The 12991-nt window shown below is 41.3% G+C and carries 10 protein-coding genes and 1 pseudogene; 10 read left to right on the top strand and 1 reads right to left on the bottom strand.

Features of this window, described 5'->3' with window-relative positions; translation table 11 throughout:
- Positions 1 to 8: 8 nt before the first annotated feature.
- Positions 9 to 2912 (bottom strand): RNA polymerase-associated protein RapA, encoded by a 2904-nt coding sequence (rapA, locus tag DXX92_RS16585; protein WP_116001673.1) that lies wholly within the window; start codon positions 2910 to 2912, stop codon positions 9 to 11.
- A 772-nt stretch (positions 2913 to 3684) separates the two neighbouring features.
- On the opposite strand from rapA, the pseudogene DXX92_RS16580 reads away from it, so the two are divergent.
- The 10 genes and pseudogenes from DXX92_RS16580 to DXX92_RS16535 all read left to right on the top strand — a co-directional run.
- Positions 3685 to 4539: pseudogene (locus DXX92_RS16580) on the top strand (PIN domain-containing protein); the annotation flags it as partial.
- 258 nt (positions 4540 to 4797) lie between these two features.
- Complete coding sequence (locus DXX92_RS16575; protein WP_116002482.1) at positions 4798 to 6180, top strand: PhoH family protein; 1383 nt, start codon at positions 4798 to 4800, stop codon at positions 6178 to 6180.
- 194 nt (positions 6181 to 6374) lie between these two features.
- Complete coding sequence (locus DXX92_RS16570; RefSeq protein WP_116001669.1) at positions 6375 to 6737, top strand: hypothetical protein; 363 nt, start codon at positions 6375 to 6377, stop codon at positions 6735 to 6737.
- Positions 6738 to 6945: 208 nt separating this feature from the next.
- Positions 6946 to 7977 (top strand): hypothetical protein, encoded by a 1032-nt coding sequence (locus tag DXX92_RS16565; RefSeq protein WP_116001667.1) that lies wholly within the window; start codon positions 6946 to 6948, stop codon positions 7975 to 7977.
- Between the two features lie 2 nt (positions 7978 to 7979).
- Positions 7980 to 8297, top strand: a complete 318-nt coding sequence (locus DXX92_RS16560; RefSeq protein ID WP_116001666.1) for a hypothetical protein — start codon at positions 7980 to 7982, stop codon at positions 8295 to 8297.
- 13 nt (positions 8298 to 8310) lie between these two features.
- Complete coding sequence (locus DXX92_RS16555) at positions 8311 to 8643, top strand: hypothetical protein (RefSeq protein WP_116001664.1); 333 nt, start codon at positions 8311 to 8313, stop codon at positions 8641 to 8643.
- A gap of 172 nt (positions 8644 to 8815) precedes the next feature.
- Positions 8816 to 9196: a hypothetical protein gene (locus DXX92_RS16550; RefSeq protein WP_116001662.1), complete on the top strand. Its 381-nt coding sequence runs from the start codon at positions 8816 to 8818 to the stop codon at positions 9194 to 9196.
- A gap of 107 nt (positions 9197 to 9303) precedes the next feature.
- Positions 9304 to 9801, top strand: coding sequence for a DUF411 domain-containing protein (locus tag DXX92_RS16545; protein WP_116001660.1), 498 nt, complete (start codon positions 9304 to 9306; stop codon positions 9799 to 9801).
- The gene (locus tag DXX92_RS16540) at positions 9801 to 11228 is read left to right on the top strand and encodes a TolC family protein (RefSeq protein ID WP_116001658.1); all 1428 of its coding nucleotides are present in this window, start codon (positions 9801 to 9803) and stop codon (positions 11226 to 11228) included. The genes DXX92_RS16545 and DXX92_RS16540 overlap by 1 nt, the downstream gene beginning before the upstream one ends.
- Positions 11228 to 12985 (top strand): efflux RND transporter periplasmic adaptor subunit, encoded by a 1758-nt coding sequence (locus DXX92_RS16535; RefSeq protein ID WP_116001656.1) that lies wholly within the window; start codon positions 11228 to 11230, stop codon positions 12983 to 12985. Before DXX92_RS16540 ends, DXX92_RS16535 begins: the two co-directional genes overlap by 1 nt.
- Positions 12986 to 12991: the final 6 nt, after the last annotated feature.

The raw sequence follows: 12991 nt of genomic DNA, 5'->3' as shown, positions 1-12991 counted from the left end.
TACTCGGTTTAGTGAGTCACCACAATCAAGCGAATTGCTTCAAAGGTTAACTGTGCTTTGGCTAAGTAATCAGTTAATTGGCTTTGCTGCGTTTTAATAAAGTCGAGCTCTGCTTGGCGAACACTTGGGTTAATCGCCGCTAATGCTTGAAGGCGATCAAACTCTTGATCAAGTGTTTGATGCATATTGGCGTTAGCCTTTTGTGTGATCGCCGGAATTTGCGCTTGTGCATGTGCTTCTGCTTTAGTCACCAATGCAGGCACTTCACCTTTTAGTGCTTTAATCAGCTGAGTCGCCACTTGCTTTTTCACTGGCGTTAATTGCTGCTCAAGCACTTGTGAAGACACCTTGCTCGCTAAGTTATTCCCCGCTTTGTCCACTAACACGCGAATCGGCGTAGTTGGCAAGTAACGGCCCAGTTGCAAGTGGCTTGGCGCCGTTGCTTCAACGGTGAAAATACACTCTAGGAAGAATGTACCAACGGGCAGTGCTGGGTTTTTCAATAAACCGATGCTGGCGTTACCAATTTCGTCGCTGAGCACTAAATCCATCGCGCCACGCACCATAGGGTGATCCCATGAAAGTAGCTGGTAGTCTTCACATGCCAAGGCAGTTTCGCGATCAAAGGTCACTGTGGTGCCATCTTCCGGTAACTGCGGGAAGTTTGGCGATAGCATATGCTCAGTTGGGTTTAGGGCAATGGCATTGTCAGCTTTGTCGTCTTGCTGAATACCAAAAACATCAAACACTTGGAACATATACTGTGGCAAGTCGATTTGGTTATCTAATTTTGCTACCTGTTCAACAATTTCTTGCGCGCGGCCTTGGCCACTTGAATTCAGCTCGAGCAATTTGTCACGGCCACTTTCAAGCTCTTGCTTGATGGTTAGATGTTGCTGATGGCTTGCTTCAATCACAGCATCAATGGCATCACCTTGCCAGTTTTGCGCAAACATTGCCGCTTGTAACTCACTGCCATGGCTTTCAAATACCGCACGACCCGTTACACAAGTGTGTTCAAAGGCATTTAATGACTCTTGGTACCAGCGGTAGAGCAGCGCTTGTGGTGATTGCTCAAAATACGGGATATGTAACTTGATGGTTTGTGTTTGACCAATACGATCTAAACGACCAATGCGCTGCTCTAATAAATCAGGGTTAGTTGGCAGGTCGAATAACACCAAGTGGTGAGCGAACTGGAAGTTACGGCCTTCACTACCTATTTCTGAACAAAGCAGCACTTGTGCGCTATCTTCTTCTTGGGCGAAGTAAGCAGCGGCGCGGTCACGTTCGAAAATACTTAAACCTTCGTGGAATACCGCCGCGCGAATACCTTCTTTTACGCGCAAGGCGTTTTCGAGCTCAATCGCTGTATCGGCATGGGCACAAATTACTAACACTTTTTCTTGAGTTAGTGATTTTAATAGGTCAATTAAGTAGTCAACGCGAGGGTCGATATCATACCAATTGCTTGTTGCTGAGCTTAAGCTGTATAGACGCTCTGGCGTGTTTAAGAGCTTACTTTGTTTAAGTTCTACTAACTCGTCGGCTGATTTATCTGCGACTAAATCATTGATACTTTGTTGGTAAGCTTCTGGCAAGGTAAGTGGCGCAGGCAGTGCTTTTCGCTCTGGGAAGCCTTTAATGGTATTACGGCTGTTTCTAAACAGAATGCGCCCAGTACCATGGCGATCGAGTAATTGCTTAATTAAGCCTTGGCGCGCCGTTTCTTGCACCTTTTCATCATCGCCCGTTAGTTCGGCTAGCTGGCTGCTAATATCAGTTTCATGTAGTAGCTTTTTCAGCGTTTCGCTCTGTGTTGCGCTTAGCGCTTGTTTGGCAACTAAGGCATTAGCAGCATCGGCAACTTCGGTGTAGTGGCTTTCTTCTTCAATAAAGGCTTGGTAATCGTAGAAACGATCAGGGTCAAGCAGACGCAAACGGGCAAAGTGGCTTTCGTGGCCTAATTGATCTGGCGTTGCTGTTAATAGCAATACACCTGGGATCACTTGTGCAAGCTGTTCAATACACTGGTATTCAATGCTAGGTGCTTCTTTTGACCAGTTAAGGTGATGCGCTTCATCGACAACCATTAAGTCCCAGTCTTCGGCAATGAGTGCTTCGTACCATTGCGGACTTTCTGTGATGAAACTTAGGTTTACTAAGACTAATTGCTCGGCGCTAAACGGGTTCTCGTCGCCACTTTGCTGGCAGCGCTCTTCATCGTAAATAGCAAACTTTAAGTTAAAGCGGCGTAGCATTTCTACGAGCCATTGATGCATTAGCGAATCAGGTACCACAATCAACACACGTTGGGCGCGGCCTGTGACGAGTTGTTGATGGATAATCAAACCAGCTTCAATGGTTTTACCTAAACCAACTTCATCGGCAAGCAATACCCTTGGCGCGAATCGGCTACCGACTTCTTCAGCGATATAAAGTTGGTGTGGAATTAAGCTAACGCGACCGCCCGCTAAGCCAACTAGCGGTGACTGTTGTTGCTCGTATTGATGTTTAAGGCTGGCTTTGCGTAGACGGAACCAGTCAAGGCGATCTACTTGGCCATTGATTAAGCGGTCTTGCGGCTTATTGAACTTGATAAAGTGATCTATCATCACTTCTTTTAACTGGATTTGCTCGCCCGTATCAACGCGTGTGCCTGTGTAGGAAAGTAAGCCACCTTGCTCGATGACATCTTCAACTTTTAGCATCCAGCCTTCATGGCTTGGCACCAAATCACCAGGATTAAAAACTACGCGGGTTAATGGCGCATTGTCGATTGCATATTTTCTCGCTTCACCAGTGGCGGTAAAAATTATCGTGACATGACGATTTTCGACACCGGTAACTGTACCAAGACCTTGATCTGATTCACTATCACTGATCCAACGTTGGCCAGGAAAAAAATGCATATTGACACACTCCAAAAACGATTCAGCCAGTAAAAGAGTTAACGCGCATTGCTTAATTCGTGCAGCAACGCCACTGGCTCAGGCAAAAAAGGGGCGACATATTACCGTTAATACTAGTTGTAATCACCAAAAAATTCGTGTTTTTTCTGTGCGCTTGAAAGGGGGAGAGTAACGACTGTGGTTGAGGAGAATTTTAGCGTTAATGTTAATGGTATAGGAATGTGTTTGTCAGACAAGAAATTACGCAGATAATTGCGCTTGGTAATTCCCTACTATGACAGCTTTTTAGGGCGCGTCAATAGCTGAAAAAATTGCGTGTAAAATCACCAAAATTTGCTTGCTAGCAGGCACTGAAACTGTCAGAGTGAAATTGAACATATACCAACTGAACTAGTGAATTAGCTATTCAGCGAGAATTAAAAGGCTTAGAGGCAAGGCATTGATTGTAGAGAATGGTTGCTCCCTTGTCTAAATCAATAACGCAGCATATGAGCCTTTTAAACTCGCCCTTTGGGAGCGTGTCAGCGGCGCGATAATTGCGCCAAATTTATTAGATGTAGAATAACTATATCGGCACAAATTTAGCTTATTCTCTCACCGCTGACAGCGCTCTGAATTGAGTAATTCATTAATTCAGTTGGTATGACAAGGAATTCATCAACCGCTAGAAAAATCGTAGCTTAGGTTGATAGTGACAGTACGGGCTTGTTGACACCTGCCCCATGCGCTTTCGTCTGACTACGATGGCTCTATGCTAAGCGAGCGTGCCTATATGTCTGACGAAACCATAATCTATGTTTTAGATACGAATATCCTGCTTCACGAACCTTTCGCCTTTCTCTCCTTTAAAGAACATGATGTTGTCGTGCCGATGACAGTGCTGGAAGAATTAGACTCGATAAAAGACCGCAAAAAAGATGTCAGCCGCGATGCTCGCGTTGCCATTCGTGCACTAGAAGATGTGCTGGCCAATTCGACACCTGAGCAAATCATTGCAGGGGTGCCACTGGCGACTAGTTTAGGCAGCCAAGAACAATCACCCAGTGGGGCGCTGTCGATTATCAATGATTATGCGCTTGAGCAAAAAGCGTCAACTTTGTCATTTAACGAAAATGATAACCGTATTATCAATGCCGCCATCAATATTCAGAATCATCACCCCGATCGCAAAGTCGTGTTGGTGACCAAAGACATCAATATGCGCCTAAAAGCGAAAGGGGCAGGGATGGCGCATGTTGAAGATTACCGAACCGATCAGCTGATTGACGATGTTCGCTTTTTAACGAAGGGTTATCACCAGTTTGACGGGGACTTTTGGGACAACATCAAAGAATGTGAAAGCGAAAGTGAAGGGCGTAATACCACGCACTATGTCAAACGGGACATTTTACCCGCCACCTATATGAATGAATACTTGCTGGATGATGGTGAGCATTTTGCCGGCAAAATTGTCGGTTGGGACGAAGAGCAACTAGCGATTCAAGATTTATCGCGTGAGCGCTTAATGGCGAAACAAGCGTGGGGTATTCACCCGAAAAACATTTACCAAGGCATGGCGATGGACGCCTTGCTTGACCCAACAATTGATTTGGTGATTCTGACTGGCCCAGCAGGTTGTGGTAAAACAGGTATTACTGCAAGCTTTTTTTCAATATTTGTGCAGACCTATCTACAGACCTTATTCTTACTGAAGAAATTGAGTATTTATAACAGGCTAAGATCTAATTTCTCAAACATGTCATTAAGTGTGACTTAAAGAATAGAACCATTAATCAATAAATATAAATAACGGATTTAACCTGCAAGAAGGCACAAACAAAAATAATAAAGCTAAGGTAAATCTAAAATGCTAATTAATGAAAATCGTTCTCAAAGGAGAACTAAAATGAATAATCCAAGTGAAAATAGAAATCCAAGAGTATTAGATACATCGGCACTAGTTCATGATCCAAAGTCATTGCTCGCTTACAGTGAAGATGTATACATCTGTCTAACAGTTTTAGAAGAATTAGATAACTTAAAAGAGAGAACCAATAAATCGGTAAGTGCTGATGCTCGTGTATGTATTCGTATGCTTGAAGACATCATAAACGGGCATAGTGCAGAAGAAATGGAAGCTGGTATTCCTCTGCCTTCAACTGAGACAGCTAAAAGAGGCAAGTTGTTTATTGGAATAGATACCCAATTAGACATGGCCAAAGAGTTAAAGCACACGATTGGTAGCGATGCTGATAATAGAATAATTAACTATGCACTACATCTTCAGAAAGAGTTAGATAAAGACGTTACCATCGTTAGCCGCGACATCAATATGCGACTAAAAGCTCGAACTGTTGGTGTTATGGCCGAAGATGTATCCGTTGATAATCAAATCGCAGATATAGATTTGTTATATACAGGAGTACAGGCTTTTGAAGGTGATCTGTTTGATCGAATTGAATCAGATAAAGATTTCAAAGTCTCAGGAGAGGTTTATACATTTCCAATAAGCTTGTTCAACGATGAAGTTCAGCCAAACATGTATTGGTACGATGAAGCCGGACACATTGGCCGGATTTCAGAGGTAACAGGCACTGAAGTTTTCACGAAGTTATTGCCGCGTAAGCAAGAAAAAGTATGGGGCATATTGCCTAAAAACCAGCGTCAGGCGGTAGCTTTAAGCCAATTAACAGACCCTTACTATGACTTAAATATCATCCTTGGCCCTGCTGGCTCCGGAAAAACTTTTTTGGCAGTTGCTTCGGCGCTGCATCAAGTATTGGAGTTGAAAAAGTACAAAAAAATTGTTGTGGTGCGGTCAAGAGACTTTATGGATGATGACCCCGGATTCCTTCCGGGGGATTTAACAGAAAAATCGATGCCTTTGCTCGCAGGCATTACAGACGCACTTATCTCGATGCACTCGGATGATAGTCACGAAGGAAATATCCACGCTACAGTTGAACACGTGATCGAAAAAGCCAATATAGAATTTACTAGTATGGCTTACTTTCGGGGCCGTTCAATAGACGATGCTGTGTTAATCATTGATGAAGCTCAAAACATGACTAGAGCGCAAATCAAGGGTATGTTAAGTCGTGGAGGTAAAAATTGTCGGACTATTGTATTGGGTAACCTAGCCCAGATTGACGATAAGTTTGTAACACCTGCTTCTTCTGGTGCAAGTGCGGCTGTTAATGTATATAGAAATTATGAGAAAGGATCAGTTCTGATTTTTGATGAGGTAGAACGTAGTAGCTTGGCTGAGTTCACTGAAAAGAATATGTAGACATCAAACTACAATTCACATTTCCTTATAATATTGCGACAATAGCCACTGCTTTTTGCAGTGGCTTTTCAGAGAAGCCAGTTTCCACAAATGCGGACGAAATGGATTTACTCTGGGTTTAAAAGATTAATTATACATTGAAGATGTAATGACTTGGGTGCTGTGGACCTTAGTTGTTATGTTTTGGTGTGCGTATGTCTTTTGAATCAGAAGCGCTTATAAGTAACGTAAAGCGTCAGGCAAAGAGGTTGTCAAAAAAATTATCACTTCCCCTTGGACAGGCCCAAGAAGGGGTATCTATTTGTCTTTACGGCTGTGACAGTTACAGCGATTTACTAGTAAAAATAAAAGCTGAATCCTTTGACAACCCACTGATAGCAATGTCTGCTCTCTCACCAAGCTCGGAAATATTTTTAGTAAAAATATTAGCTAGCCACCTAGATAGCATCATTGGAAATTTTGAAAAAAAATTTCCCGGCTCCAATATAAATGAAGAAATGGTCGTATCCCTATTTGGGCTTAGCTTTTCAGAGTTCAAACTCAAAATATCTACCTAAAGTTGTACAAATACGTAAGTTGTCATTTTGTTTTTTGGCGATATTATTAGATGAAGGCTGAACGGACAGCCTACGCCTACACATGTTTTTCGCATTGAAAAACGTGAACAGTGAAGCGGAGCATCCGTCAAAATTTGGTTATTTGAACAATAAATAAAGCAATGTGTTGGTAGGCCATTGTTTATTTGAAAGTTGTTTGGAGAACTAAATGATCTCACTTTATCAATTAAAGAATAAGCTTAACAAACAAGCAAAAGAGTTTGCTGAGTTATTAGATTTTCCTGATCTTTACGCCCAAGGTTTGTGGGCCAGATGTGTTTATAACAGCCCTCACTTTTCTGATACTCATAATTGTCTATCTGAGGTATTTGAACAGAAAAAGCTGGACTCAATTCTAAAGCACGATTCCCTGAAATACTTAATGATCAACGAATATGATGATCAAGAAATCATTGAGTCGCTTCATAAAGAAGTTGAGTCAATGGCAAACCGTATTGAAAGCCTGATGCTGGTAGATATCGAAACGTTAGAGTTAGTTTCAGTGATATACAAAGTCTTAGGGCTACCTGATGACGCTAAATTTGTCATAAATACAGGTCCTGATTTCCGTCTAGAATGGCGACCATATTTTGATGCGTTTGATGATCCATTGATAGTCCAATATGCTGATTTAAAAGTTCATGATTGCTATTTCAGGCTAATCGCGTGCAAGTTTCCGTTTGAAAAGTTTTCCTTGGATAACATTAAAAAATACATGTACATCAATCATGTAAACCATGATGGTGAGTTCGAAGGCTGTATTTCTGAAGGTAATACATTTTCTAAGCATGAGCACTGGCTGGTGTTGACACTTGAATTATTCAGTAGCGGCAAAGTAAATAAGGCTCAGTTCAATCCAACAACCTTCAAAATCGAAGGTATGCGCTATTTGGTATATGGCTTCCCACTGATTCCTTCCTTTGTATCTGATTGGCACAAACCTGATTTATGTCTACGAGTCAAAAATCTAGATGGCGATCAGAAGTTCATTGTTCGTGTTGATCAGCAAGCTCTTGTTTTCCATGCACGCCGTGTCGATACCAATTTTTTTAACACCATCGATTATGAAAAATATATTTCGTTGTATCAGGCTAGCGTTCTGTCACATTTTGATGCTGACAACAATTTACTAAAAGTTAATGGAGTTAAGTACCTTAGTTTTTTCCGCCCGTTTTGCTTAGAAGATAAGAAGGAAGCATAAGCATGAGACCAAGAGTAAAACTAACTAACGCAACACTCATTTCAATTAAATCTGACTTAAAAGATAAGGTTGAACAGGTGCTTTACGCAACTTTTGCTGAGGATAGTAAGAACGGTAAAAAAGGTGAGGCTTTGTTCACCACGAAAGTCATGGAAGTAAACGGTCTTGAATATAGAACTTTCGGTGCGGATTTTTATACCTTAGATGCTGAACCCAAAGAGTTTGATGTAAATGTATTTGAATTCAATTTAATGCATGAGTGTATGTACTCTCCTAATGAGTTATTAGAGCTGAGAGAAATGCTCCCTGCTGGCTATTAGTAGGGAGTAACAAATGGACAAAACATATTTAAAGAGTGCTTACATACTCTCGGTCTATGATTATAAAGAATTTGAAAAGCTATTTCTCGGCGAGTTTCTATCTGGTGTTGTCATTGACGACGAAACATTCAGATTTCGGCCATTTGAGCAAATAGTAACTTCAAAGGTTATTAGCAAATCTGCTGTTGAGGATAAGTTAGAAATAACCACACATAGTGGGAGTTATTATGTGATTGATGCTGATCATAAGTTAATTGATATTTCGTTTGTTGAACTGGTTGTTATGAGAGCAGGAGCTTATTCAGCAGATCGAGTTTTAGAAATGAGGGAGCAACTAAAGTCTTGAAATAAAAGTCATTGAATAACGAAAATAAGAAGTCTGACGAGATTATTATGTGTCACTTATACCGTTGAAAAATTTGACGATAATCAAATATTCATAAATGTTTACATGACATTAATTTACTTATTCGAAAACTTACATTACTATTGGAGTTGTGTATTTGTAAGAGAATTTTATGTCTAGAGCATTTTCAAAAGTCTTAGTAATAACGCTTATGCTGGTTGCCTTTGTAGGGCAAGCATTTGCGTATTCTGCTATGTCTTGCGAAATGTCTTCAGGCTCTCACGAGTCACACATGAGCATGGATCATTCCAAGATGAGTCATCATGAAGGAATGAACCACGGTGAAATGAATAAAAGCAGTAATGGTCAATCAGAAGATTGTTGTGATGTTGAATGTGTTTGTCCTGCAAATGCTTGCTCATCTACGACAGTCCTAAATTCCAGTGTTGACTCGACAGATATTCAAATATTGAGTGAATCTGTAGCTGCTCTGCAATCTAAACAACCTCATTCAATTTCCACTTCCCTTTATCGTCCACCAATTTTTGCCTAATACAGGATTAGTGCGTCCAAATTTCGCGCACATGTAATTAATTTTTCTGTTAGTCAATATAGCGTCGTAGCGCTATAGCTATTTTCCAGCGATGTCTGGGGGCAAAAATGATCAATAAGTATTTAAAAATAGCAGTTGTAATGCTGCTTTCACCTGCGTTTGCAAACGCTAATGAACATAAACATGCACACAATAACGACGTAACACCTTTGGAGTTAATCGTTTACAAAACCCCTACTTGTGGGTGTTGTAAAAAATGGATAACTCATATTGAAGACGAAGGGATCGTTGCGCACTCCAAAGATTTCCGAAACATCAGCAATATCAAAACTAAGTATGGTATTAAGCCTAATTACCGCTCTTGCCATACGGCAGTGAGCAGAAATGGATTTGCCTTTGAAGGTCATGTACCCGCTAAGTTTATTCAGCAGTTCTTATCAGAAGATCACCCGAATGCGATTGGACTATCAGTTCCAGCAATGCCAGTTGGCTCTCCCGGTATGGAAGTTGGTGACCGCTTTATGCCATACAACGTGTTAATTCTATTGAAAGATGGAACGAGCAAAGTCTATGCAAAAGTTAAGACATACGAGGAGCAATTCTAATGAAATTGAACGCTTCAAACCTTACTTCACTTTCAACTGCACTAATACTCGGCTTATCTGTATTTTCAGCTCAAGCTGAGAAAGTAGTGTCACTTGAACAAGCTATCAGCTTAGCTCAGCAAAATGATCCTTGGCTTCATGGTAGTCGATTGAAACAAAGTGCGGTTGAAAATAGAAGTATTGCTTCTGGTACTTTACCTGATCCGAAAATATCGCTAGGAATAATGAATTTACCAACAGATACTTGGGACTTAGATCAGGAAGGAATGACTCAGCTAAAGGTTGGCGTCTCTCAAATGTTTCCGAGAGGAGATAGCCTAGAGATCAAACAAGACCAGTTAAAAATAGAGTCCACGAAATTTCCCCTGCTACGCGAGGATCGTAAAGCGAAGTTGAAAAGCCAAGTGTCACAGCTTTGGCTAGATGCTTACTTAGCCCAACAGACCATTAAATTGATAGAAGCGGATTGGGCGCTTTTTGAGCAAATGGCGGAAGTGGCTAAAGCTAGCTATTCAAACGTTGTTGGTAAAACTAGACAGCAAGATGTTATTCGTGCTCAGTTAGAAATCGTGCAGTTAGATGACAGGTTAACTTCGCAAAAGCAGAAACTAGAAACGACAATTGTTCGTCTCAATGAGTGGCTTCATATTTACGATGCTGCTCGCTTAAATGAATCTTTCGATTTTGACGCTCAACCACTTGAGTTTAGTGTCTCAAGAGAATTGCCTTCGATTCGATTGAAGAATCCAACCGTCCTTAAAGCATCTAACTACTCAAGGAATATATTGGCTCAGGAACTTGCGAATCATCCAGCAATACTTGCAATTGATGTGAAACGCAAAGCTTCAGAAAAAGGTGTTGAATTAGCTAAACAGCAATATGAGCCGCAATGGGGTGTGAATGCAAGCTATGCCTATCGTGACAATATGCCTTCTGGTGATAACCGAGCTGACTTATTTTCTGTTGGGGTAACGTTTGACTTACCGTTGTTCACAGAGAATAGACAAGATAAGCAAGTTGCAGCTTCTATTGCTGAATCAGAAGCGGTTAAAACCGAGAAGTTATTGCTGACAAAACAAATGATCAGTGCGTTGGAAAAGGAGCTTAGACAGCTTAAACGCTTATCTGATAGACAATCTATCTATCAAGAACAACTCCTTAAACAAACTCATGACCAAGCAGAAGCGTCTTTGACGGCCTACACCAACGATGATGGTGATTTTGCCGAAGTTGTTCGTGCAAGAATCGCAGAATTAAACGCCAGAATATCAGCCTTAAGAATTGATGTTGATGCACTTAAAACAGTAGCTCGCATCAACTATTTCTTTGCGCATTCTCAATCTAAATCAAATGCTGAACATAAGCCTATGCACACTTCGCACAAAACTAATCAGCACTTATCCAATCAGCAATTTGGAGAAAAATAATGTCAACGAATTCTAAAACACCAAATTTGAAACTAATAGTTGCCGTCATTATTGGGGCAGCACTAGGTGCAGGAGCATTGAGCTTATATCAAGGTACAGGTTCAAACAGTAATACTGATGAAGCTGTATCAGCAGAGAAAAAGCCGCTGTATTGGGTAGCACCGATGGACTCTAATTACCGCCGGGACAAGCCCGGTAAGTCGCCTATGGGGATGGATTTAATTCCTGTGTATGAGGAAGAATCATCTGGTGATGACTTTGGCCCCGGAGCAGTAAAAATTGCGCCTCATGTCGTGAATAACCTTGGGGTTCGCACCTCACCTGTTGAACTAAAAAATATGCATACTGAAATCTCAACGGTAGGTTACGTTCAATATGATGAAGATAAGCTAATTCATATCCACCCACGTGTTGATGGTTGGATTGAAAAGCTTTACATCAAAGCAGCAGGTAACCCTGTAGAAAAAGGGCAACCTCTTTACACGCTATATTCTCCTCAGTTAGTTAACGCGCAAGAAGAACTGTTAATAGCGTTAAAACGCAATAACAGTTCTTTAATTTCAGCAGCTAAAGATCGTCTGAAAGCGTTGCAGCTTTCAGCAGACTTTATTCAAAAGCTAGAAAAAACAAGAAAGGTACAGCAAACCATCACCTTTTACTCCCCTCAGGCGGGTGTTGTTGATGGCTTGAAAGTTAGAGAAGGTTTTTACGTGAAACCGGGAAATACCTTGTTAAGCATTGGTCAGCTAGATCAGGTGTGGGTTGAAGCAGAAGTGTTTGAACGTGACGCAGCCTTAATTAAAGAAGGACTTCCTGTATCAATGACACTGGATTATTTACCCGGTGAGGACTGGGCTGGTGTCGTTGATTATGTCTATCCCACACTAAACAGTAAAACACGCACACTCAGAGTGAGACTGAAGTTTGACAACCCAGACTATCGACTAAAACCAAACATGTTTGCACAAGTCTCTATTCACGCTAATCAAGATGATAGCACGATACTCGTACCTAAAGAAGCCGTCATTCGCACAGGTAAACAAGACAGAGTAGTACTTGCGTTGGGGGATGGGCAATTTAAGTCTATCGAAGTGACTATTGGCCGGGTTGATATCGACAGTATCGAAATATTAGACGGGTTAAATGAAGATGACGTTGTGGTGACATCAGCTCAATTCTTGATTGATTCTGAATCAAGTAAAAACTCTGATTTTAAACGAATGACTCATGACCAAGTGCCTAACTCTGTTTGGATGGAAGGCGAAATCAACAGCGTCATGGCGGGGCATCGTATGGTTAATATTACTCATGGCCCTGCTGAGGCTTGGGGTTGGCCTGAAATGACAATGGACTTCGATGTGGGTGAAAAGGTAGATATTGATTCACTGAAGTCTGGTCAATCTTTGCACTTTGAAGTGAGCAAAACCGAAGACGGTGGATATGAAGTTACTGGAATTCATATCATGAGTGAGCCTGAAGTATCATCAGCAACCGTATCAGGTTTGATCAATGCGATTGATATTGATACACGGATTCTAAATATTAGCAGAGGCCCAATAGAGAAATGGGATAGACCTTCTGCGACGATGGATTTTATCGTCGCGGACAATATAGAAATGGCTGATTTCAATGTTGGTGATAATGTCACTTTCACCTTTGAGGTAAGAGATGACTTAGTGATAACTGAAATTTCCCTTGAATCTGATGATCAACACGAGCATGAACAAAAAAGTGCTGTTGACCATTCGAATCATTAAGTTGGG

This window comes from Thalassotalea euphylliae (genome assembly GCF_003390395.1).
Classification (GTDB): Bacteria; Pseudomonadota; Gammaproteobacteria; order Enterobacterales; family Alteromonadaceae; genus Thalassotalea_F; species Thalassotalea_F euphylliae_C.
This window is presented reverse-complemented; position numbering and strand designations above follow the sequence as displayed.

Bases quoted from the DNA above. Each gene is read 5' to 3' on its own strand.
- DXX92_RS16570 (WP_116001669.1), top strand. From the start codon at position 6,375: ATGTCTTTTGAATCAGAAGCGCTTATAAGTAACGTAAAGCGTCAGGCA.
- DXX92_RS16560 (WP_116001666.1), top strand. From the start codon at position 7,980: ATGAGACCAAGAGTAAAACTAACTAACGCAACACTCATTTCAATTAAA.
- DXX92_RS16555 (WP_116001664.1), top strand. From the start codon at position 8,311: ATGGACAAAACATATTTAAAGAGTGCTTACATACTCTCGGTCTATGAT.
- DXX92_RS16575 (WP_116002482.1), top strand. From the start codon at position 4,798: ATGAATAATCCAAGTGAAAATAGAAATCCAAGAGTATTAGATACATCG.
- DXX92_RS16535 (WP_116001656.1), top strand. From the start codon at position 11,228: ATGTCAACGAATTCTAAAACACCAAATTTGAAACTAATAGTTGCCGTC.
- DXX92_RS16540 (WP_116001658.1), top strand. From the start codon at position 9,801: ATGAAATTGAACGCTTCAAACCTTACTTCACTTTCAACTGCACTAATA.
- rapA (WP_116001673.1), bottom strand. From the start codon at position 2,912: ATGCATTTTTTTCCTGGCCAACGTTGGATCAGTGATAGTGAATCAGAT.
- DXX92_RS16545 (WP_116001660.1), top strand. From the start codon at position 9,304: ATGATCAATAAGTATTTAAAAATAGCAGTTGTAATGCTGCTTTCACCT.
- DXX92_RS16550 (WP_116001662.1), top strand. From the start codon at position 8,816: ATGTCTAGAGCATTTTCAAAAGTCTTAGTAATAACGCTTATGCTGGTT.
- DXX92_RS16565 (WP_116001667.1), top strand. From the start codon at position 6,946: ATGATCTCACTTTATCAATTAAAGAATAAGCTTAACAAACAAGCAAAA.